This window comes from Citrobacter sp. RHB21-C05, from assembly GCF_013889015.1.
GTDB lineage: Bacteria > Pseudomonadota > Gammaproteobacteria > Enterobacterales > Enterobacteriaceae > Citrobacter_A > Citrobacter_A sedlakii.
Genome location: NZ_CP057611.1, coordinates 3,519,031 through 3,541,179, shown reverse-complemented (window position 1 = coordinate 3,541,179; position 22,149 = coordinate 3,519,031). Strand labels below are relative to the sequence as shown.

Annotated in this window: 18 protein-coding genes; all 18 read left to right on the top strand. The window is 53.9% G+C overall.

The features are described from left to right. Positions 1 to 131 precede the first annotated feature (131 nt). The 18 genes from rpsB (at position 132) to ldcC (ending at position 22,121) form a co-directional block, all read left to right on the top strand. Positions 132 to 857, top strand: coding sequence for a 30S ribosomal protein S2 (gene rpsB, locus HVX72_RS16945; RefSeq protein WP_012904553.1), 726 nt, complete (start codon positions 132 to 134; stop codon positions 855 to 857). Positions 858 to 995: 138 nt separating this feature from the next. After that, positions 996 to 1,847: a translation elongation factor Ts gene (gene tsf, locus HVX72_RS16940; protein WP_042289878.1), complete on the top strand. Its 852-nt coding sequence runs from the start codon at positions 996 to 998 to the stop codon at positions 1,845 to 1,847. Positions 1,848 to 1,999: 152 nt separating this feature from the next. Beyond that, positions 2,000 to 2,725: a UMP kinase gene (pyrH, locus tag HVX72_RS16935; RefSeq protein ID WP_042289874.1), complete on the top strand. Its 726-nt coding sequence runs from the start codon at positions 2,000 to 2,002 to the stop codon at positions 2,723 to 2,725. 333 nt (positions 2,726 to 3,058) lie between these two features. Continuing rightward, positions 3,059 to 3,616 carry a ribosome recycling factor gene (frr, locus tag HVX72_RS16930; protein ID WP_042289871.1) on the top strand — a complete coding sequence of 186 codons (558 nt, stop codon included), beginning with the start codon at positions 3,059 to 3,061 and terminating at the stop codon, positions 3,614 to 3,616. A gap of 103 nt (positions 3,617 to 3,719) precedes the next feature. Continuing rightward, a complete protein-coding gene (gene ispC, locus HVX72_RS16925) occupies positions 3,720 to 4,916 on the top strand; it encodes a 1-deoxy-D-xylulose-5-phosphate reductoisomerase (RefSeq protein WP_181821939.1) in 1,197 nt (398 codons plus the stop codon). A 306-nt stretch (positions 4,917 to 5,222) separates the two neighbouring features. Next, positions 5,223 to 5,981 (top strand): (2E,6E)-farnesyl-diphosphate-specific ditrans,polycis-undecaprenyl-diphosphate synthase, encoded by a 759-nt coding sequence (gene ispU, locus HVX72_RS16920; RefSeq protein ID WP_042289866.1) that lies wholly within the window; start codon positions 5,223 to 5,225, stop codon positions 5,979 to 5,981. 12 nt (positions 5,982 to 5,993) lie between these two features. Further along, complete coding sequence (gene cdsA, locus HVX72_RS16915) at positions 5,994 to 6,851, top strand: phosphatidate cytidylyltransferase (protein ID WP_042289864.1); 858 nt, start codon at positions 5,994 to 5,996, stop codon at positions 6,849 to 6,851. Between the two features lie 11 nt (positions 6,852 to 6,862). Then, positions 6,863 to 8,215, top strand: coding sequence for a sigma E protease regulator RseP (gene rseP / locus HVX72_RS16910; RefSeq protein WP_042289862.1), 1,353 nt, complete (start codon positions 6,863 to 6,865; stop codon positions 8,213 to 8,215). Between the two features lie 31 nt (positions 8,216 to 8,246). After that, positions 8,247 to 10,676: an outer membrane protein assembly factor BamA gene (gene bamA / locus HVX72_RS16905; protein ID WP_042289859.1), complete on the top strand. Its 2,430-nt coding sequence runs from the start codon at positions 8,247 to 8,249 to the stop codon at positions 10,674 to 10,676. 122 nt (positions 10,677 to 10,798) lie between these two features. Beyond that, entirely contained in the window at positions 10,799 to 11,284 is a 486-nt protein-coding gene (gene skp, locus HVX72_RS16900) for a molecular chaperone Skp (protein ID WP_042289857.1), read from the top strand. Positions 11,285 to 11,287: 3 nt separating this feature from the next. Continuing rightward, on the top strand, positions 11,288 to 12,313 hold the full coding sequence (gene lpxD / locus HVX72_RS16895; protein ID WP_181821938.1) for a UDP-3-O-(3-hydroxymyristoyl)glucosamine N-acyltransferase: 1,026 nt from the start codon (positions 11,288 to 11,290) through the stop codon (positions 12,311 to 12,313). A 103-nt stretch (positions 12,314 to 12,416) separates the two neighbouring features. Then, positions 12,417 to 12,872, top strand: a complete 456-nt coding sequence (gene fabZ / locus HVX72_RS16890; protein WP_003018528.1) for a 3-hydroxyacyl-ACP dehydratase FabZ — start codon at positions 12,417 to 12,419, stop codon at positions 12,870 to 12,872. 3 nt (positions 12,873 to 12,875) lie between these two features. Next, positions 12,876 to 13,664 carry an acyl-ACP--UDP-N-acetylglucosamine O-acyltransferase gene (gene lpxA / locus HVX72_RS16885; RefSeq protein WP_042289853.1) on the top strand — a complete coding sequence of 263 codons (789 nt, stop codon included), beginning with the start codon at positions 12,876 to 12,878 and terminating at the stop codon, positions 13,662 to 13,664. Beyond that, a complete protein-coding gene (gene lpxB / locus HVX72_RS16880) occupies positions 13,664 to 14,812 on the top strand; it encodes a lipid-A-disaccharide synthase (protein ID WP_060570034.1) in 1,149 nt (382 codons plus the stop codon). The genes lpxA and lpxB overlap by 1 nt, the downstream gene beginning before the upstream one ends. Next, the gene (rnhB, locus tag HVX72_RS16875) at positions 14,809 to 15,405 is read left to right on the top strand and encodes a ribonuclease HII (RefSeq protein WP_181821937.1); all 597 of its coding nucleotides are present in this window, start codon (positions 14,809 to 14,811) and stop codon (positions 15,403 to 15,405) included. The genes lpxB and rnhB overlap by 4 nt, the downstream gene beginning before the upstream one ends. Before the next feature lie 24 nt (positions 15,406 to 15,429). Next, entirely contained in the window at positions 15,430 to 18,912 is a 3,483-nt protein-coding gene (gene dnaE, locus HVX72_RS16870) for a DNA polymerase III subunit alpha (protein WP_042289844.1), read from the top strand. A 12-nt stretch (positions 18,913 to 18,924) separates the two neighbouring features. Further along, positions 18,925 to 19,884 (top strand): acetyl-CoA carboxylase carboxyl transferase subunit alpha, encoded by a 960-nt coding sequence (accA, locus tag HVX72_RS16865; RefSeq protein WP_042289841.1) that lies wholly within the window; start codon positions 18,925 to 18,927, stop codon positions 19,882 to 19,884. A gap of 98 nt (positions 19,885 to 19,982) precedes the next feature. Further along, positions 19,983 to 22,121: a lysine decarboxylase LdcC gene (gene ldcC / locus HVX72_RS16860; RefSeq protein ID WP_060570037.1), complete on the top strand. Its 2,139-nt coding sequence runs from the start codon at positions 19,983 to 19,985 to the stop codon at positions 22,119 to 22,121. Positions 22,122 to 22,149 lie beyond the last annotated feature (28 nt).

Genomic DNA, 22,149 nt, shown 5'->3' with positions numbered 1-22,149 from the left:
GACGGAAGCGACATATCTCACTTTGTGTAACAACACACACGTATCGGCACATATTCCGGGGTGCCCTTTGGGGTCGGTAATATGGGATACGTGGAGGCATAACCCCAACTTTATCTATAGAGGTTTTAATCATGGCAACTGTTTCCATGCGCGACATGCTCAAGGCTGGTGTTCACTTCGGTCACCAGACCCGTTACTGGAACCCGAAAATGAAGCCGTTCATCTTCGGTGCGCGTAACAAAGTTCACATCATCAACCTTGAGAAAACGGTACCGATGTTCAACGAAGCGCTGGCTGAGCTGAACAAGATTGCTTCTCGTAAAGGTAAAATCCTTTTCGTTGGTACTAAACGCGCTGCAAGCGAAGCGGTGAAAGAAGCTGCTAACAGCTGCGATCAGTTCTTCGTGAACCATCGCTGGCTGGGCGGTATGCTGACTAACTGGAAAACCGTTCGTCAGTCCATCAAACGTCTGAAAGACCTGGAAACTCAGTCTCAGGACGGTACTTTCGAAAAGCTGACCAAGAAAGAAGCGCTGATGCGTACGCGTGAGCTTGAGAAACTGGAAAACAGCCTGGGCGGTATCAAAGACATGGGCGGTCTGCCGGACGCGCTGTTCGTTATCGATGCCGACCACGAGCACATTGCTATCAAAGAAGCAAACAACCTGGGTATTCCGGTATTTGCTATCGTTGATACCAACTCTGATCCGGACGGTGTTGACTTCGTTATCCCGGGTAACGACGACGCAATCCGTGCTGTTAGCCTGTACCTGGGCGCTGTCGCTGCAACCGTTCGTGAAGGCCGTTCTCAGGATCTGGCTTCCCAGGCGGAAGAAAGCTTCGTAGAAGCTGAATAATAAGGAACGCTCGTTCGAGCCCCTTTTTGGACCAGGTAGTATCACGTTTGGTTAGGGGGCCTATCAATGGCCCCCTTTTTCACTTTTAAATCTGTGCGGTTTGACGCCGGGCAGATCAAATCTTCCGAGGATTTTAGAATGGCTGAAATTACCGCATCCCTGGTAAAAGAGCTGCGTGAGCGTACTGGCGCAGGCATGATGGATTGCAAAAAAGCACTGACTGAAGCGAATGGCGACATCGAGCTGGCAATCGAAAACATGCGTAAGTCCGGTGCGATCAAAGCAGCGAAAAAAGCAGGCAACGTTGCTGCTGACGGCGTAATCAAAACCAAAATCGAAGGCAATATCGCGTTCATTCTGGAAGTTAACTGCCAGACTGACTTCGTTGCGAAAGACGGCGGTTTCCAGGCTTTCGCTGACAAAGTACTGGACGCAGCGGTTGCGGGTAAAATCACTGACGTTGAAGTACTGAAAGCGCAGTTCGAAGAAGAGCGCGTTGCGCTGGTTGCGAAAATCGGCGAGAACATCAACATCCGTCGTATCGCTTCCCTGGAAGGCGACGTTCTGGGTAGCTACCAGCACGGTGCGCGCATCGGTGTTCTGGTTGCCGCGAAAGGCGCTGACGAAGAACTGGTTAAGCAGCTGGCAATGCATGTTGCGGCAAGCAAGCCGGAATTCGTTAAGCCGGAAGACGTGTCTGCTGAAGTGGTAGAGAAAGAATACCAGGTACAGCTGGACATCGCCATGCAGTCTGGCAAGCCGAAAGAAATCGCAGAGAAAATGGTTGAAGGCCGCATGAAGAAATTCACCGGCGAAGTTTCTCTGACTGGCCAGCCTTTCGTTATGGATCCGAGCAAGTCTGTTGGTCAGCTGCTGAAAGAGCACAACGCTGACGTGACTGGCTTCATCCGCTTCGAAGTGGGCGAAGGCATCGAAAAAGTTGAGACTGACTTCGCAGCAGAAGTTGCTGCAATGTCCAAGCAGTCTTAATGATTGAAAAGGAGCCGCCTGAGGGCGGCTTCTTTTTGTCACCCGTCACGCAAAATCAGTATGGCTCTTATTTCGTTGTACTGAGAAGCGACATATCATTGTCGCCAGAATTTACCCCCTTTTTAAATCGTTGACAGTCTCAGGAAAGAAACATGGCTACCAATGCAAAACCCGTCTATAAACGTATTCTGCTTAAGTTGAGTGGCGAAGCTCTGCAGGGTTCGGAAGGCTTCGGTATTGACGCAAGCATACTGGATCGTATGGCTCAGGAAATCAAAGAACTGGTTGAACTGGGGATTCAGGTTGGTGTGGTTATTGGTGGCGGTAACCTGTTCCGTGGCGCAGGTCTGGCGAAAGCGGGAATGAACCGCGTTGTGGGCGACCACATGGGCATGCTGGCCACCGTGATGAACGGCCTGGCGATGCGCGATGCGCTCCATCGCGCCTATGTGAACGCTCGCCTGATGTCGGCGATTCCGCTTAACGGCGTGTGCGACAACTACAGCTGGGCGGAAGCGATCAGCCTGCTGCGTAATAACCGCGTGGTGATCCTCTCTGCCGGGACCGGTAACCCGTTCTTTACTACCGACTCTGCAGCCTGCCTGCGCGGTATTGAAATTGAAGCGGACGTTGTCCTGAAAGCAACCAAGGTGGATGGTGTATTCACCGCCGATCCGGCAAAAGATCCGTCGGCCACCATGTACGAGCAACTGACCTACAGCGAAGTGCTGGAAAAAGAGCTAAAAGTGATGGATCTGGCGGCGTTTACGCTGGCGCGTGACCACAAATTGCCGATTCGCGTGTTCAACATGAACAAGCCGGGCGCGCTGCGTCGTGTGGTCATGGGTGAGAAAGAAGGGACGTTAATCACGGAGTAATTCCCGTGTTACACTTCATCTTTCAGGCTGTCTCTGCGTTGGCTGCCTTTGCTCACCCCAGTCACTTACATGTGTAAGCTGCTGGGAATAAATGAGGGGCATCCTTGTCCCTCACTGAAGGACGCCTGCGGCTGTTCAAATTTGTTCCTGACAAATTTGTCGTTCAACTGCCGCCTTGATACAACCTGAATGATTTTGTGCAGAAATCGCGGTAAGATTTTGCGTCAGTATCGCGGGATTACCCGTAATATTTTAATCAGGGCTATACTAAGCGCATTTCCACTATGTGCAATTGTCTGGTCTGACTGAGACTAGTTTCCAAGGATTCGTAACGTGATTAGCGATATCAGAAAAGATGCTGAAGTACGCATGGACAAATGCGTTGAAGCATTCAAAACCCAAATCAGCAAAATTCGCACGGGTCGTGCTTCTCCCAGCCTGCTGGATGGCATTGTTGTGGAATATTACGGTACGCCGACGCCGCTGCGTCAGCTGGCAAGCGTAACGGTAGAAGATTCCCGTACCCTGAAAATCAACGTATTTGACCGCTCTCTGAGCCCGGCCGTTGAAAAAGCGATCATGGCGTCTGACCTCGGTCTGAACCCAAGTTCTGCCGGCAGCGATATCCGTGTTCCACTGCCGCCGCTGACTGAAGAACGTCGTAAAGACCTGACGAAAATCGTGCGTGGCGAAGCGGAGCAGGCTCGCGTTGCCGTGCGTAACGTGCGTCGTGACGCTAACGATAAAGTCAAGGCGCTGCTGAAAGACAAAGAGATCAGCGAAGATGATGACCGTCGTTCTCAGGACGATATTCAGAAACTGACCGATGCCGCTATCAAGAAAGTGGAAGCGGCGCTGGCAGACAAAGAAGCGGAACTGATGCAGTTCTGATTCACCGGTACGACGTAAACGCCGCTCAGAAGATCTTTTGGATCGGCTGGCGGCGTTTTGCTTTTTACCTTTTACCCTGTCTCACTTTCAGACTGGACGTTCAATGAAGCACATAACCCTTCTGGGCTCGACCGGCTCTATTGGTTGCAGCACGCTTGACGTGGTGCGCCAGAACCCTGACGACTTTCGCGTTGTCGCGCTGGTGGCAGGTAAGAATGTCACCCGTATGGTGGAGCAGTGCCTGGAATTCTCCCCGCATTACGCGGTGATGGATGACGAAGCCAGCGCAACGCTGCTAAAAGCCACGTTGCAGCAACATGGTTGCCGCACAGAGGTTCTTAGCGGGCAGCAGGCAGCCTGTGAGATGGCGGCGCTGGATGACGCGGATCAAGTCATGGCGGCCATTGTGGGCGCAGCAGGGCTGTTGCCGACGCTGGCCGCCATTCGCGCCGGTAAAACCATTCTGCTGGCCAATAAAGAGTCGCTGGTCACCTGCGGACGCCTGTTTATGGATGCGGTAAAGCAAAGTGGCGCACGGCTTTTACCGGTGGACAGCGAGCATAACGCTATTTTTCAGAGTATGCCCCAACCCATTCAACACAATCTGGGATACGCTGACCTTGAGCAAAATGGCGTGATGTCGGTTTTGCTTACCGGGTCTGGTGGCCCGTTTCGGGAAACGCCGCTGCGCGATCTGGCCTCAATGACGCCCGAGCAGGCATGCCGTCACCCGAACTGGTCGATGGGGCGTAAAATTTCCGTCGACTCCGCCACCATGATGAATAAAGGTCTGGAATACATAGAAGCGCGTTGGTTGTTCAACGCCAGTGCCCGCCAGATGGACGTGCTGATTCATCCGCAGTCGGTTATTCACTCAATGGTGCGTTATCAGGACGGCAGCGTTCTGGCGCAACTAGGGGAGCCGGATATGCGTACGCCAATTGCCCATACCATGGCCTGGCCGAATCGCGTGACCTCGGGTGTTAAGCCGCTCGATTTCTGCCAGCTCAGCGCGCTGACTTTTAGCGCGCCGGACTATGAGCGCTATCCGTGCCTGAAACTGGCAATGGAAGCGTTTGAGCAAGGGCAGGCGGCAACCACTGCGTTGAATGCGGCAAACGAAATCGTCGTTGCTGCATTTCTTGCTGAAGAACTTCGCTTTACCGATATTGCCGATCTCAATTTAGCTGTGCTGGAACAGATGGACCTGCAAGAGCCTCAGAGTGTGGATGACGTCCTGCGAGTGGATGCCATTGCGCGAGAAGTCGCCAGAAAACAAGTGACGCGTCTCGCAAGCTGAGGATAATCCGGCTACAGAAGATCGTGCTATTTGTTAGCGTTGGGCTTCAGTGATATAGTCTGCGCCACCTGATCGCAGGTATTTGGCTTTTTTCGGTCAGGCAAGCCGTGGTTTGACACGGCTTTTTTGTGGATACGCAAAATCATTCAGGTTGCATCAGGGCGGCGAGTGGATGCGTTCCCGGGCGCGTACAGCGGTACGTGACGCGGGACAGCAAGCTGACAAGTGGCAGCCTGAGAGATGAAGTGTAAAAGGCTTCTGTATTCCTGAGTACCGCTAAATCCTTTCAGGGACTAAAAACGCGTTATGTTGTCTGCAACTCAACCAGTAAGCGAAAATTTGCCAGCACATGGCTGTCGTCATGTCGCGATCATTATGGATGGCAATGGTCGCTGGGCAAAAAAGCAAGGGAAGATTCGGGCATTCGGGCATAAGGCCGGAGCGAAATCCGTCCGCCGGGCCGTCTCTTTTGCTGCCAACAACGGTATTGATGCGTTAACGCTGTATGCCTTTAGTAGTGAAAACTGGAACCGACCAGCGCAGGAAGTTAGCGCGTTAATGGAGCTGTTTGTGTGGGCGCTTGACAGCGAAGTCAAAAGCCTGCACCGCCATAACGTCCGCCTGCGCATTATTGGCGATACCAGTCGATTTAACTCGCGTTTGCAGGAACGTATTCGTAAATCGGAAGCGCTAACTGCCCAGAATACCGGGCTGACGCTGAACATTGCGGCGAATTACGGCGGACGTTGGGATATTGTCCAGGGAGTCAGAAAACTGGCGGAACAGGTGCAGGACGGTGTACTGCGCCCGGAACAGATTGATGAAGAAATGCTCAACCAACAAATCTGTATGCATGAGCTGGCTCCGGTGGATTTAGTAATTAGGACTGGGGGAGAGCATAGAATAAGTAACTTTTTGCTTTGGCAAATTGCCTACGCCGAACTTTACTTTACTGATGTGCTCTGGCCCGATTTCGATGAACAAGACTTTGAAGGTGCGCTGCATGCCTTTGCTAATCGAGAGCGTCGTTTCGGCGGCACCGAGCCCGGTGATGACAAAGCCTGATGGGGGTCGCTTTTGCTGAAGTATCGCCTGATTTCTGCTTTTGTTTTAATACCCGTGGTCATCGCGGCGCTGTTTCTACTGCCGCCGGTGGGGTTCGCTATTGTTACGCTGCTGGTGTGTATGCTGGCCGCGTGGGAATGGGGACAGTTAAGCGGTTTTGCCACTCGCACGCAACGCGTATGGCTGGCGGTACTGTGCGGGCTGTTACTCGCGCTAATGCTGTTTTTACTGCCGGAATACCATCATAATATTCACCAGCCGCTGGTCGAGGTCTCACTTTGGGCGTCGTTAGGCTGGTGGATCGTTGCTTTACTCCTGGTGTTTTTCTATCCCGGTTCAGCGGCGATCTGGCGTAATTCGAAGACATTACGCATAATTTTCGGCGTGTTGACTATCGTTCCCTTTTTCTGGGGCATGCTGGCGCTTCGCGCCTGGCATTATGACGATAATCATTACAGTGGCGCGATATGGCTACTCTATGTCATGATCCTCGTTTGGGGCGCGGACTCCGGGGCGTATATGTTTGGCAAACTGTTTGGCAAACATAAGCTGGCGCCGAAGGTGTCGCCAGGGAAAACCTGGCAGGGCTTTTTTGGCGGTCTCGCGACAGCAGCGGTAATCTCCTGGGGTTACAGCATGTGGGCGAACCTGGACGTTGCGCCGGTCACCTTGTTAATTTGCTCTATTATTGCCGCGCTGGCCTCTGTGCTGGGCGATCTTACTGAGAGCATGTTCAAGCGTGAAGCAGGAATTAAAGACAGCGGTCATTTGATTCCAGGACACGGTGGTATTCTGGACCGTATTGATAGCCTGACGGCGGCAGTACCGGTCTTTGCGTGCCTGTTGTTACTGGTATTCAAAACGCTTTAACGGAAGGTTTTATGCTGAGTATTCTCTGGAATCTGGCTGCATTCATTGTTGCACTGGGCGTGCTTATCACCGTGCATGAATTTGGTCATTTCTGGGTTGCACGGCGTTGCGGTGTCCGTGTAGAGCGCTTTTCCATTGGCTTTGGTAAAGCGCTTTGGCGCCGTACCGACAGGTCTGGTACTGAATATGTTATCGCCCTTATCCCGCTGGGCGGTTACGTCAAAATGCTGGATGAGCGCGCTGAGCCGGTGATTCCGGAACTGCGCCACCACGCGTTCAACAACAAAACCGTAGGTCAGCGTGCCGCAATTATCGCCGCCGGCCCGGTTGCTAATTTCCTTTTTGCCATCTTCGCTTACTGGCTGGTGTTTATCATCGGCGTCCCTGGCGTTCGTCCGGTGGTTGGTGAAATAACCCCCAACTCGATTGCCGCCGACGCGCAAATTGCGCCGGGAACGGAACTTAAAGCCATTGACGGTATCGAAACCCCTGATTGGGATGCGGTGCGTTTACAGTTGGTCGCGAAAATCGGCGACGAGCAGACGACGCTCAGCGTCGCGCCTTTTGGCAGTAACCAGCGTCAGGAGAAAACGCTGGATTTGCGTCATTGGGCATTTGAGCCAGACAAGGAAGATCCTGTATCTTCTTTGGGGATTCGACCGCGCGGGCCTCAGATCGAACCGGTGCTGTCAGAAGTGCAGGCGCAGTCCGCGGCAAGTAAAGCGGGTTTGCAAGCTGGCGACAGGATCGTTAAAGTCGATGGTCAACCGTTAACGCAATGGATGAATTTCGTGACGCTTGTGCGCGATAATCCCGGTAAGCCGTTAGCGCTGGAAATTGAAAGGCAGGGGAGTGCCTTGTCTTTGACGTTAATCCCGGATACCAAATCGGGTAACGGAAAGGCGGAAGGTTTTGCCGGCGTTGTGCCGAAAATCATTCCTCTGCCGGATGAGTACAAGACAGTACGCCAGTATGGGCCGTTTAGCGCCATCGCACAGGCCACGGATAAAACGTGGCAGTTGATGAAGCTGACGGTCAGTATGCTGGGAAAATTGATAACCGGTGATGTGAAACTGAACAACCTCAGTGGGCCGATTTCTATCGCTCAGGGGGCTGGGATGTCAGCGGAGTTCGGGGTGATATATTACCTGATGTTCCTTGCGCTTATCAGCGTGAACCTCGGGATAATCAACCTGTTTCCGCTGCCCGTTCTTGACGGGGGGCATCTGCTGTTCCTGGCGATTGAAAAGCTTAAGGGCGGGCCGGTATCCGAGCGGGTTCAAGACTTTAGTTATCGCATTGGCTCGATTTTGCTGGTGCTGTTAATGGGGCTTGCACTTTTCAATGATTTCTCTCGGTTGTAAGAGAGTTAGTTAGGAAGAACGCATAATAACGATGGCGATGAAAAAGTTGCTCATAGCGTCGCTGCTGTTTAGCAGCGCCACCGTATACGGTGCTGAAGGGTTCGTAGTGAAGGACATTCATTTCGAAGGCCTGCAGCGTGTCGCCGTTGGTGCGGCCCTCCTCAGTATGCCGGTGCGCACAGGCGACACGGTTAATGATGAAGATATCAGTAATACCATTCGCGCTCTGTTTGCCACCGGCAACTTTGAGGACGTCCGCGTCCTTCGTGATGGTGATACCCTTCTGGTTCAGGTAAAAGAACGCCCGACTATTGCCAGCATCACGTTCTCCGGTAACAAATCGGTGAAAGACGATATGCTGAAGCAAAACCTCGAGGCGTCTGGCGTGCGTGTCGGCGAATCTCTGGATCGCACCACCATTGCCGATATCGAAAAAGGGCTGGAAGACTTCTACTACAGTGTCGGTAAATACAGCGCCAGCGTTAAAGCGGTGGTGACTCCGCTGCCGCGTAACCGTGTTGACCTGAAACTGGTCTTCCAGGAAGGCGTGTCCGCGAAGATCCAGCAGATCAACATCGTTGGCAACCATGCTTTCAGTACCAACGAACTGATCTCTCACTTCCAGTTGCGCGACGAAGTGCCGTGGTGGAACGTGGTCGGCGATCGCAAATACCAGAAACAGAAACTGGCGGGCGACTTAGAGACCCTGCGCAGCTACTATCTGGATCGCGGCTACGCGCGCTTCAACATTGACTCTACTCAGGTCAGCCTGACGCCGGACAAGAAAGGCATTTATATCACCGTTAACGTCACGGAAGGCGATCAGTACAAGCTTTCTGGCGTGCAGGTGAGCGGTAACCTGGCGGGTCACTCTGCTGAGATCGAAAGCCTGACCAAAATCGAGCCGGGCGAGCTGTATAACGGCACCAAAGTGACCAAAATGGAAGATGACATTAAAAAGCTTCTTGGTCGCTATGGTTACGCCTATCCACGCGTTCAGTCTCAGCCGGAAATCAACGATACGGATAAAACCGTTAACCTGCGCGTCAACGTTGATGCGGGTAACCGTTTCTACGTACGTAAGATCCGTTTTGAAGGCAATGACACCTCTAAAGATGCCGTTCTGCGTCGTGAAATGCGTCAGATGGAAGGGGCATGGCTGGGCAGCGATCTGGTCGATCAGGGTAAAGAACGTCTGAACCGTTTAGGTTACTTCGAAACCGTCGATACTGACACCCAGCGCGTTCCGGGTAGCCCGGACCAGGTGGACGTGGTCTACAAGGTGAAAGAGCGTAACACCGGTAGCTTCAACTTCGGTATCGGTTACGGTACAGAAAGCGGCGTCAGCTTCCAGGCGGGCGTACAGCAGGATAACTGGTTGGGTACCGGTTATGCGGTAGGGATCAATGGTACGAAGAACGACTACCAGACCTATACCGAACTGTCTGTGACCAACCCGTACTTCACCGTTGACGGCGTAAGTCTCGGCGGTCGCGTGTTCTATAACGATTTCCAGGCGGATGACGCGGATCTGTCCGACTATACCAACAAGAGCTACGGTACGGACGTGACGCTGGGCTTCCCGGTGAATGAATACAACACGCTGCGCGCGGGCCTCGGTTATGTGCATAACAAACTGTCCAACATGCAGCCGCAGGTCGCCATGTGGCGTTATCTGAACTCGATGGGGGAAAACCCGGACCCGACGAACGATCGCAACAGCTTCGCCGCGGATGACTTCACCTTTAACTACGGCTGGACGTATAACAAGCTCGACCGTGGCTTCTTCCCGACGGAAGGTACGCGTATCAACCTGAACGGTAAAGTGACCATTCCGGGTTCTGATAACGAATACTACAAAGCGACGCTGGACACCGCGACTTATGTGCCGATCGATGACGACCACAAATGGGTTGTGCTGGGTCGTACGCGTTGGGGTTACGGTGATGGTATCGGCGGCAAAGAGATGCCGTTCTATGAAAACTTCTATGCGGGCGGCTCCAGCACCGTACGTGGTTTCCAGTCGAACACCATCGGTCCGAAAGCGGTCTATCTGCCAGCCAGCAGCCGTCATGATGGCGATGATGACTACGATAACGAATGTGCAAGCACCAACACGGCGCCGTGTGAATCCGATGACGCAGTGGGCGGTAACGCAATGGCTGTCGCCAGCCTTGAGTTCATTACCCCAACGCCGTTTATCAGCGATAAATACGCGAACTCGGTACGTACCTCCTTCTTCTGGGATATGGGTACCGTTTGGGATACAAACTGGGATTCCAGCCGTTTCTCAGGCTATCCTGATTACAGCGATCCGAGCAATATCCGTATGTCCGCTGGTATCGCATTACAATGGATGTCCCCATTGGGGCCGTTGGTATTCTCCTACGCCCAGCCGTTTAAAAAGTACGATGGAGACAAAGCAGAACAGTTCCAGTTTAACATTGGTAAAACCTGGTAACGGTTCTTCACAAGGGAATGTAATGGTAGTGTAGCGATGACTTTAGGCGATCTTGCATGGGGTCGCCTGGCCACGCAAAGAACTGCACCTTCGGGTGCAAATGGGATGGTAAGGAGTTTATTGTGAAAAAGTGGTTATTAGCGGCAGGTCTCGGTTTAGCAATGGTTACGTCTGCACAGGCTGCTGACAAAATTGCAATCGTCAACATGGGTAGCCTGTTCCAGCAGGTTGCGCAGAAGACTGGCGTTTCCAAAACGCTGGAAAACGAGTTCAAAAGCCGCGCCAGCGAACTGCAACGTATGGAAACTGACCTGCAGTCCAAAATGCAGCGTCTGCAGTCCATGAAAGCAGGTGGCGAACGTACCAAGCTGGAAAAAGACGTGATGGCGCAGCGCCAGACGTTCTCTCAGAAAGCGCAGGCTTTTGAGCAGGATCGCGCACGTCGTTCCAACGAAGAACGTGGCAAACTGGTTACCCGTATCCAGACTGCGGTGAAATCCGTTGCCAACAGCCAGAGCATCGATCTGGTCGTTGACGCGAACAGCGTTGCTTACAACAGCAGCGATGTAAAAGATATTACTGCTGACGTACTGAAACAGGTTAAATAAGTAATGCCTTCAATTCGACTGTCTGATTTAGCAGAGCAGTTGGATGCAGAATTACACGGTGATGGCGATATCGTCATCACCGGCGTTGCGTCCATGCAATCTGCGCAAACGGGTCACATTACGTTCATGGTGAATCCGAAATACCGTGAGCACCTGGCGTTATGCCAGGCGTCTGCCGTTGTCATGACGCAGGACGATCTTCCTTTTGCTAAAAGCGCCGCGCTGGTAGTGAAGAATCCCTACCTCACGTATGCGCGAATGGCGCAAATTTTAGATACCACGCCGCAGCCGGCGCAGAATATCGCACCAAGTGCGGTGGTAGATGCGACGGCGACGCTGGGTAGCAATGTTTCAATCGGCGCAAATGCGGTCATTGAATCAGGCGTAGCGCTGGGCGATAACGTGGTTATCGGCGCGGGTTGCTTCGTCGGGAAAAATACGAAAATTGGTGCCGGCTCGCGCTTATGGGCGAATGTAACGGTTTACCACGACATCCAGATAGGTGAGAATTGCCTGATCCAGTCCAGTACGGTGATTGGCGCTGACGGTTTTGGCTATGCCAACGATCGCGGCAACTGGGTGAAGATCCCGCAGCTTGGTCGCGTCATTATTGGCGATCGCGTGGAGATCGGCGCCTGTACCACCATCGACCGTGGTGCGCTGGATGATACGGTGATCGGCAACGGTGTTATCATTGATAACCAGTGTCAGATTGCGCATAACGTTGTGATTGGCGACAATACGGCGGTTGCCGGTGGCGTCATTATGGCGGGCAGCCTGAAGATTGGCCGTTACTGTATGATTGGCGGCGCCAGCGTCATTAATGGCCATATGGAAATATGCGACAAGGTGACGGTGACGGGCATGGGGATGGTGATGCGTCCCATCACGGAGTCTGGCGTCTATTCCTCAGGCATTCCGCTGCAACCTAACAAAGTATGGCGTAAGACAGCCGCACTGGTGATGAACATTGATGATATGAGCAAGCGTCTCAAAGCGATTGAGCGCAAGGTTAATCAACAAGACTAAACTCTCACCCGGTCACACATACTTTACGGCCTGTCGGCATTCATACGATTGCGGCAGGCCGTGTTATTATTGGCTTTTAGTATATTTGGACAGGAAGAGTATTTTGACTACTAACACTCATACTCTGCACATTGAAGAGATTTTAGAACTTCTGCCGCACCGTTTCCCGTTTTTGCTGGTGGATCGGGTGCTGGATTTTGAAGAAGGTCGCTTTCTCCGCGCAGTGAAGAATGTTTCCGTTAACGAGCCGTTTTTCCAGGGACATTTCCCGGGCAAGCCGATCTTTCCGGGCGTTCTGATTCTGGAAGCAATGGCACAGGCTACCGGTATTCTGGCGTTTAAAAGCGTGGGTAAACTGGAGCCGGGAGAGCTTTACTATTTCGCAGGTATTGATGAAGCGCGCTTTAAGCGTCCTGTCGTGCCTGGCGATCAGATGATCATGGAAGTGACTTTCGAGAAAACGCGCCGTGGCCTGACCCGCTTCAAAGGGGTTGCTCTGGTCGACGGTAAAGTAGTTTGCGAAGCAACGATGATGTGCGCTCGTAGCCGGGAGGCCTGATACGTGATTGATAAATCCGCCTTTATTCATCCAACCGCCATTGTGGAAGAAGGCGCTTCTCTTGGCGCTAACGTCCACATTGGACCTTTTTGTCTCGTTGGACCCCATGTTGAAATTGGTGAGGGTACCGTACTGAAGTCTCACGTTGTCGTGAATGGCCACACCAAAATTGGCCGTGATAACGAGATTTATCAGTTCGCCTCTATCGGTGAAGTGAACCAGGATCTGAAATACGCTGGTGAACCGACCCGTGTGGAAATTGGCGATCGTAACCGCATTCGCGAAAGCGTAACCATTCATCGTGGCACGGTGCAGGGCGGTGGATTAACGAAGGTGGGCAGCGATAACCTGCTGATGATCAACGCCCACGTGGCGCACGATTGCACAATAGGCGATCGCTGTATTCTGGCGAATAACGCAACCCTCGCGGGCCATGTTTCGCTGGACGATTACGTCATCATCGGCGGCATGACCGCCGTGCACCAGTTCTGTATTATCGGCGCGCACGTGATGGTGGGCGGCTGTTCTGGCGTCGCTCAGGACGTTCCGCCGTTCGTTATCGCGCAGGGCAACCACGCCACGCCGTTTGGCGTGAACATTGAAGGGCTGAAGCGCCGCGGCTTTACCCGCGAAGCGATCACCGCGATCCGCAACGCATATAAAGCGCTGTATCGCAGCGGTAAAACGCTGGATGAAGCAAAACCGGAAATCGCCGAGCTAGCGAAGCAGTATCCGGAAGTGCAACCGTTCAGCGACTTTTTTGCCCGCTCAACGCGCGGTTTGATTCGTTAATGGCTGAACAGCGTCCTTTAACGATTGCCCTGGTCGCCGGAGAAACCTCCGGCGATATTCTTGGCGCAGGCTTGATCCGCGCCCTGAAGGCGCGTGTCCCCCACGCCCGTTTTGTCGGCGTAGCGGGGCCGCGTATGCAGGCTGAAGGCTGTGAAGCCTGGTACGAAATGGAAGAACTGGCGGTTATGGGGATTGTTGAGGTGCTTGGACGCCTCCGTCGCCTGCTGCACATTCGCGCCGATTTAACCCGTCGTTTTACCGGGCTTAAGCCGGATGTCTTTGTAGGGATTGATGCGCCTGACTTCAACATCACCCTGGAAGGCAACCTGAAAAAACAGGGTATCAAAACCATTCATTATGTCAGTCCGTCCGTCTGGGCGTGGCGGCAGAAACGTGTTTTCAAAATAGGCAGATCCACCAATATGGTGCTGGCTTTTCTGCCTTTCGAAAAAGCGTTTTACGATAAATATAACGTGCCGTGCCGTTTTATTGGACACACGATGGCGGATGCCATGCCGCTTGACCCGGATAAAAACGCGGCCCGTGATGTCCTGGGCATTCCGCATGACGCCCATTGCCTGGCGTTGCTGCCCGGTAGCCGTGGCGCAGAAGTGGAGATGCTCAGCGCCGACTTCCTGAAAACGGCGCAGCGCTTGCGTCAGCATTACCCCGATCTCGAAGTCGTGGTGCCGTTAGTGAATGCCAAACGGCGCGAACAGTTTGAGAAAATCAAAGCGGATGTCGCACCGGAACTGTCCGTGCATCTGCTTGACGGGATGGGACGCGAAGCGATGGTCGCCAGCGACGCCGCGCTGCTGGCGTCGGGAACCGCCGCGCTTGAGTGTATGCTGGCGAAGTGCCCGATGGTGGTAGGCTATCGCATGAAGCCGTTTACCTTCTGGCTGGCGAAGCGGCTGGTGAAAACCGACTATGTGTCGTTGCCGAATCTGCTGGCAGGGAGAGAACTCGTCAAAGAGCTGCTGCAGGAAGAGTGCGAGCCGCAGAAACTCGCGCAAGCGCTACTGCCGCTTCTGGCTAACGGTAAAACCAGCCATGCGATGCATGATACTTTCCGCGAACTGCATCAGCAGATCCGCTGCAATGCCGACGAGCAGGCGGCTGACGCGGTTCTGGAGTTAGCACAATGATCGAATTTGTTTATCCGCACACGCATTTAGTCGCCGGTGTGGATGAAGTTGGACGGGGACCGTTGGTCGGCGCGGTGGTGACTGCCGCTGTGATTCTCGACCCGACGCGTCCGATTGTGGGTCTTAACGATTCTAAAAAATTATCTGAAAAGCGCCGTCTGGCGCTGTATGACGAAATCAAAGAAAAAGCGTTAAGCTGGAGTCTGGGCCGTGCGGAGCCGCATGAGATAGATGAGCTGAATATTCTTCATGCCACCATGCTGGCGATGCAGCGTGCGGTCGCTGGTCTGCATATTGCGCCGGAATACGTGCTCATCGACGGCAATCGCTGCCCCGCGCTGCCGGTACCGTCAATGGCGGTGGTAAAAGGCGACAGCCGTGTGGCGGAAATCAGCGCTGCGTCTATTCTGGCGAAAGTCACGCGGGATGCGGAAATGGCCGCGCTGGATAGCGTTTTCCCGCAGTACGGTTTTGCCCAGCACAAAGGGTATCCAACCGCTTTTCATCTGGAGGCGCTGGCTGCTCATGGCGCGACAGAGCACCATCGACGCAGCTTTGGCCCGGTCAAACGCGCACTGGGACTCGCGTCCTGATCTCTGGGTTAAAGGAATCTGAAGATGTCTGAACCTCGTTTCGTCCACCTGCGGGTGCACAGCGACTACTCCATGATCGATGGGCTGGCCAAAACCGGACCGCTGGTGAAAAAGGCGGCCGCACTGGGCATGCCCGCGCTGGCGATCACCGATTTTACCAACCTTTGCGGTCTGGTGAAGTTCTACGGGGCGGGTCATGGCGCCGGGATTAAACCCATTGTTGGCGCCGATTTCCACGTTCAGAGCGAACAAATGGGCGAAGAACTCACCCATTTAACGGTGCTGGCGTCGAATAACACCGGTTATCAGAACCTTACGCTGCTCATTTCTAAAGCCTATCAACGCGGCTACGGCGCGGCGGGTCCGGTTATCGATCGCGACTGGTTGATCGAACTGAAAGAGGGGTTAATTCTGCTTTCCGGTGGACGCATGGGCGACGTTGGCCGCAGCCTGTTGCGGGGTAATAGCGCGCTGGTTGAAGAGTGCGTCTCGTTCTATGAAACGCATTTCCCGGATCGTTACTTCCTTGAGCTGATCCGTACCGGCAGACAGGATGAAGAAAGCTATTTGCACGCAGCCGTAGAACTGGCGGAAGCGCGCGGCTTGCCGGTCGTCGCTACCAACGACGTGCGCTTTATTAACAGCGATGATTTTGACGCGCATGAAATTCGCGTCGCCATTCACGACGGTTTTACTCTCGACGATCCTAAGCGCCCACGTAACTATTCGCCGCAGCAGTATATGCGTACGGAAGAGGAGATGTGCGAGCTGTTCTCGGACATTCCGGAAGCACTGGAAAACACCGTTGAGATCGCCAAACGCTGTAACGTGACGGTGCGTCTGGGCGAATATTTCCTGCCGCAGTTTCCGACCGGTGATATGACCACCGAAGACTATCTGGTCAAGAAATCGAAAGAAGGTCTTGAAGAGCGTCTTGAATTCCTGTTCCCGGATGCAGAAGAGCGTAAAAAACGCCGCCCGGAATATGACGAGCGTCTGGACATTGAGCTACAGGTTATTAACCAGATGGGGTTCCCCGGCTACTTTCTGATCGTGATGGAGTTTATCCAGTGGTCGAAGGATAACGGCGTGCCGGTCGGGCCAGGCCGTGGTTCCGGCGCGGGATCGCTGGTGGCCTACGCGCTGAAAATCACCGACCTCGACCCGCTGGAATTTGACCTGCTGTTCGAACGCTTCCTTAACCCGGAGCGTGTTTCGATGCCTGACTTCGACGTTGACTTCTGTATGGAGAAACGCGACCAGGTGATCGAGCACGTGGCGGACATGTATGGGCGTGATGCGGTATCGCAGATTATTACTTTCGGTACCATGGCGGCGAAAGCGGTTATCCGTGACGTGGGCCGCGTGCTGGGCCATCCGTATGGCTTCGTAGACCGTATTTCAAAGCTGGTGCCGCCCGATCCGGGCATGACCCTGGCAAAAGCGTTTGAAGCTGAGCCGCAACTGCCGGAAATCTACGAAGCCGACGAAGAGGTCAAAGCGCTGATCGACATGGCGCGTAAGCTGGAGGGCGTCACGCGTAACGCCGGTAAGCACGCCGGTGGTGTGGTTATCGCCCCGACGAAAATTACCGATTTTGCGCCGCTGTATTGCGATGAGCAGGGGCTGCACCCGGTTACGCAGTTTGATAAAAACGACGTGGAATACGCCGGGCTGGTGAAGTTTGACTTCCTCGGCCTGCGAACGCTCACGATTATCAACTGGGCGCTGGAAATGATTAACGCCCGTCGTGAGAAAAACGGCGAGCCGCCGCTGGATATTGCGGCCATCCCGCTGGATGACAAGAAAAGCTTCGACATGCTGCAACGCTCGGAAACCACGGCGGTGTTCCAGCTTGAATCCCGCGGCATGAAAGATTTGATCAAGCGTCTGCAACCTGACTGCTTTGAAGATATGATCGCGCTGGTGGCGCTGTTCCGCCCGGGCCCGCTGCAGTCGGGGATGGTGGATAACTTCATCGACCGTAAGCACGGGCGTGAAGAAATTTCTTATCCTGACGTACAGTGGCAGCACGAAAGCCTGAAGCCCGTACTGGAACCGACCTATGGCATCATCCTGTATCAGGAACAGGTCATGCAGATCGCCCAGGTGCTGTCTGGTTATACCCTCGGCGGCGCGGACATGTTACGTCGTGCGATGGGTAAGAAAAAGCCGGAAGAGATGGCCAAACAGCGATCTGTCTTTGAAGAGGGCGCGAAGAAGAACGGGATCGACGGCGAACTGGCGATGAAAATCTTTGACCTGGTGGAGAAATTCGCCGGTTACGGATTTAACAAGTCACACTCCGCCGCGTATGCGCTGGTCTCCTATCAGACGCTATGGCTGAAGGCGCACTATCCCGCCGAATTTATGGCGGCGGTTATGACCGCCGATATGGATAACACGGAAAAAGTGGTAGGTCTGGTGGACGAATGTTGGCGGATGGGGCTGAAGATCCTGCCGCCGGACATCAATTCCGGCCTGTATCACTTTCACGTTAACGACGAAGGTGAGATCGTTTACGGTATCGGGGCGATCAAAGGTGTTGGTGAAGGCCCGATTGAGGCGATCATCGAGGCGCGCAACAACGGCGGATACTTCCGCGAGCTGTTCGATCTTTGCGCCCGTACTGACACCAAAAAACTGAACCGCCGGGTACTGGAAAAGTTAATTATGTCCGGGGCGTTTGACCGCCTGGGACCCCACCGCGCCGCGTTGATGAATTCGCTTGGCGATGCGTTAAAGGCCGCCGATCAACATGCCAAAGCGGAAGCGATTGGTCAGGCCGATATGTTCGGCGTACTGGCGGAAGAGCCGGAACAAATTGAGCAGTCCTACGCCAGCTGCCAGCCGTGGCCGGAGCAGGTGGTGCTGGATGGCGAGCGCGAAACGTTGGGTCTGTACCTGACGGGGCACCCCATCAACCAGTATTTAAAAGAAATTGAGCGCTATGTCGGAGGCTACAGGCTGAAAGACATGCATCCGACAGAACGTGGTAAAGTCACCACGGCTGCGGGGCTCGTCATTGCCGCAAGGGTTATGGTCACCAAGCGCGGCAATCGTATCGGCATCTGTACGCTGGATGACCGTTCCGGACGTCTTGAAGTCATGTTATTTACCGACGCTCTGGATAAATACCAGCAACTGCTGGAAAAAGACCGCATACTTATCGTCAGCGGACAGGTCAGCTTTGATGACTTCAGCGGGGGGCTTAAAATGACCGCCCGCGAAGTGATGGATATTGACGAAGCCCGGGAAAAATATGCTCGCGGGCTTGCTATCTCGCTGACGGACAGGCAAATTGATGACCAGCTTTTAAACCGACTCCGTCAGTCTCTGGAACCCCACCGCTCGGGGACAATTCCAGTACATCTCTACTATCAGAGGGCGGATGCGCGCGCGCGGTTGCGTTTTGGCGCGACGTGGCGCGTTTCTCCGAGCGATCGTTTACTCAACGATCTCCGTGGCCTCATTGGTTCGGAGCAGGTGGAACTGGAGTTTGACTAATACAGGAATACTATGAGTCTGAATTTCCTTGATTTTGAACAGCCGATTGCCGAGCTGGAAGCAAAAATCGATTCTCTGACTGCGGTGAGCCGTCAGGACGAGAAACTGGATATTAACATCGATGAAGAAGTGCATCGTCTGCGTGAAAAAAGCGTAGAACTGACGCGCAAAATCTTCGCCGATCTCGGCGCATGGCAGGTAGCCCAACTGGCGCGCCACCCGCAGCGTCCTTACACCCTGGATTATGTTCGCCTGGCGTTTGAGGAATTTGACGAACTGGCGGGCGACCGCGCTTATGCGGACGACAAAGCAATTGTCGGCGGTATCGCGCGTCTGGATGGTCGTCCGGTGATGGTCATTGGCCATCAGAAAGGCCGTGAAACCAAAGAAAAAATCCGTCGTAACTTCGGTATGCCAGCGCCAGAAGGCTACCGTAAAGCGCTGCGTCTGATGGAAATGGCCGAACGTTTTAAGATGCCGATCGTGACCTTCATTGACACCCCGGGCGCTTACCCGGGCGTCGGGGCGGAAGAGCGCGGCCAGTCTGAAGCCATCGCGCGTAACCTGCGCGAAATGTCGCGCCTCAGCGTGCCGGTCATCTGCACCGTTATCGGTGAAGGCGGCTCCGGCGGCGCGCTGGCGATCGGTGTGGGTGACAAAGTGAATATGCTGCAATACAGCACCTATTCGGTTATCTCTCCGGAAGGCTGTGCGTCCATTCTGTGGAAAAGCGCAGATAAAGCGCCGCTGGCCGCAGAAGCGATGGGGATTATCGCGCCACGCCTGAAAGAGCTGAAGCTGATCGATTCCATTATTCAGGAACCGCTGGGCGGCGCGCACCGTAACCCGGAAGCAATGGCCGCGTCGCTGAAAGCGCAACTGCTGGCTGACCTTGCGGATCTTGATGTGCTAAGCACTGACGATCTGAAAAACCGTCGCTATCAGCGTCTGATGAGCTACGGCTACGCGTAAGCGTTGACCATTCTGAAAAGGGCCACGAATTGTGGCCCTTTTTTTTACCTGCGGTTTGAACAGTCTATGATTAGCTAAGGATTTTCCAGGAGGAGCGCATGAATATCATTGCCATTATGGGACCACACGGCGTTTTTTATAAAGATGAGCCCATTAAGGAGCTTGAGCGCGCGCTGCAATCGCAAGGGTTCCAGATTATCTGGCCACAAAACAGCGTCGATCTGCTGAAGTTTATTGAACACAATCCGCGTATTTGCGGCGTTATTTTTGACTGGGATGAATACAGTCTCGATCTGTGCAGCGACATTAATCAGTTAAACGAATATCTGCCGCTGTACGCTTTTATCAATACCCATTCCACCATGGATGTCAGCGTACATGATATGCGTATGGCGCTGTGGTTTTTTGAGTACGCGCTGGGACAGGCGGAAGATATCGCCACGCGTATCCGTCAATATACCGGTGAGTATCTCGACAATATTACGCCGCCTTTCACCAAAGCGTTATTCACCTATGTGAAAGAGGGGAAATACACCTTCTGTACGCCGGGACACATGGCGGGAACCGCCTATCAAAAGAGTCCGGTAGGCTGTCTGTTCTATGATTTTTTCGGCGGCAATACGCTGAAGGCGGATGTCTCGATTTCTGTCACAGAACTCGGTTCGCTGCTCGATCATAGCGGCCCGCATCTGGAAGCCGAGGAGTATATTGCCCGCACCTTCGGCGCTGAACAGAGCTACATGGTGACCAACGGGACGTCGACATCGAATAAAATCGTTGGCATGTACGCCGCGCCGACGGGGAGCACGCTGCTGATTGACCGCAACTGTCATAAGTCGCTGGCGCATTTGTTGATGATGAGCGACGTTGTCCCTTTATGGCTGAAACCGACGCGGAATGCGCTCGGCATCCTGGGCGGCATCCCCCGACGCGAGTTCACGCGCGCGAGTATTGAACGTAAAGTCACCGAAACGCCGCAGGCGCAGTGGCCGGTACACGCCGTCATTACCAACTCAACTTATGACGGCTTGCTCTACAACACCAACTGGATCAAGCAGACGCTGGATGTGCCGTCGATCCACTTTGATTCCGCCTGGGTGCCATATACGCATTTTCATCCCATCTACCAGGGTAAAAGCGGCATGAGTGGCGATCGGGTGCCCGGAAAAGTGATTTTCGAAACGCAATCGACGCACAAGATGCTGGCCGCGCTATCCCAGGCTTCTCTGATTCATATTAAAGGTGAGTACGACGAAGAGACCTTTAATGAAGCGTTTATGATGCACACTTCCACTTCGCCGAGCTATCCCATTGTCGCCTCCATTGAAACGGCAGCGGCGATGCTGCGCGGTAACCCGGGCAAGCGGTTAATTAACCGCTCGGTGGAGCGGGCGCTGCATTTTCGCAAAGAGATTCAGCGGCTTCGAGAGGAGTCCGAGGGCTGGTTCTTTGATATCTGGCAGCCGGAGGAGGTCGATGAAGCCGAATGCTGGCCTGTCGCGCCAGGCGCGGACTGGCACGGTTTCACCGACGCCGACGACGATCATATGTTTCTCGATCCGGTGAAAGTCACGATCCTGACGCCGGGGATGGATGAGCAAGGGAACATGAGCGATGAGGGCATCCCCGCCGCGCTGGTGGCGAAATTTCTTGATGAACGCGGCGTGGTCGTTGAGAAAACCGGCCCCTACAATTTACTGTTTTTGTTCAGTATCGGTATTGATAAAACCCGGGCAATGGGACTGTTGCGCGGTTTGACCGAATTTAAGCGGGCCTATGATCTTAACCTGCGAGTGAAGAACATGTTGCCGGATCTGTACGCTGAAGATCCTGATTTTTATCGCAATATGCGCATTCAGGATCTGGCGCAGGGGATCCATAAACTGATTCGCCAACACGATCTTTCCGGGCTCATGCTGCGGGCGTTCGACACGCTGCCGGATATGATTATGACGCCGCATCAGGCGTGGCAGCGGCAGATCAAAGGCGAGGTGGAGACGGTAACGCTGGATCAACTGGTTGGGCGAGTGTCAGCTAATATGATCCTGCCGTATCCGCCGGGCGTGCCGCTGCTGATGCCGGGGGAGATGATCACCGAGCAGAGCCGCGCGGTGCTCGACTTTCTCCTGATGCTCTGCTCGATAGGGCACCACTATCCTGGCTTTGAAACGGATATTCACGGCGCAAAACAGGATGATGATGGCGTGTACCACGTACGAGTCTTAAAAAGCGCGTAACGGCTTGCTTTCGCGGACCCCGGGCGGG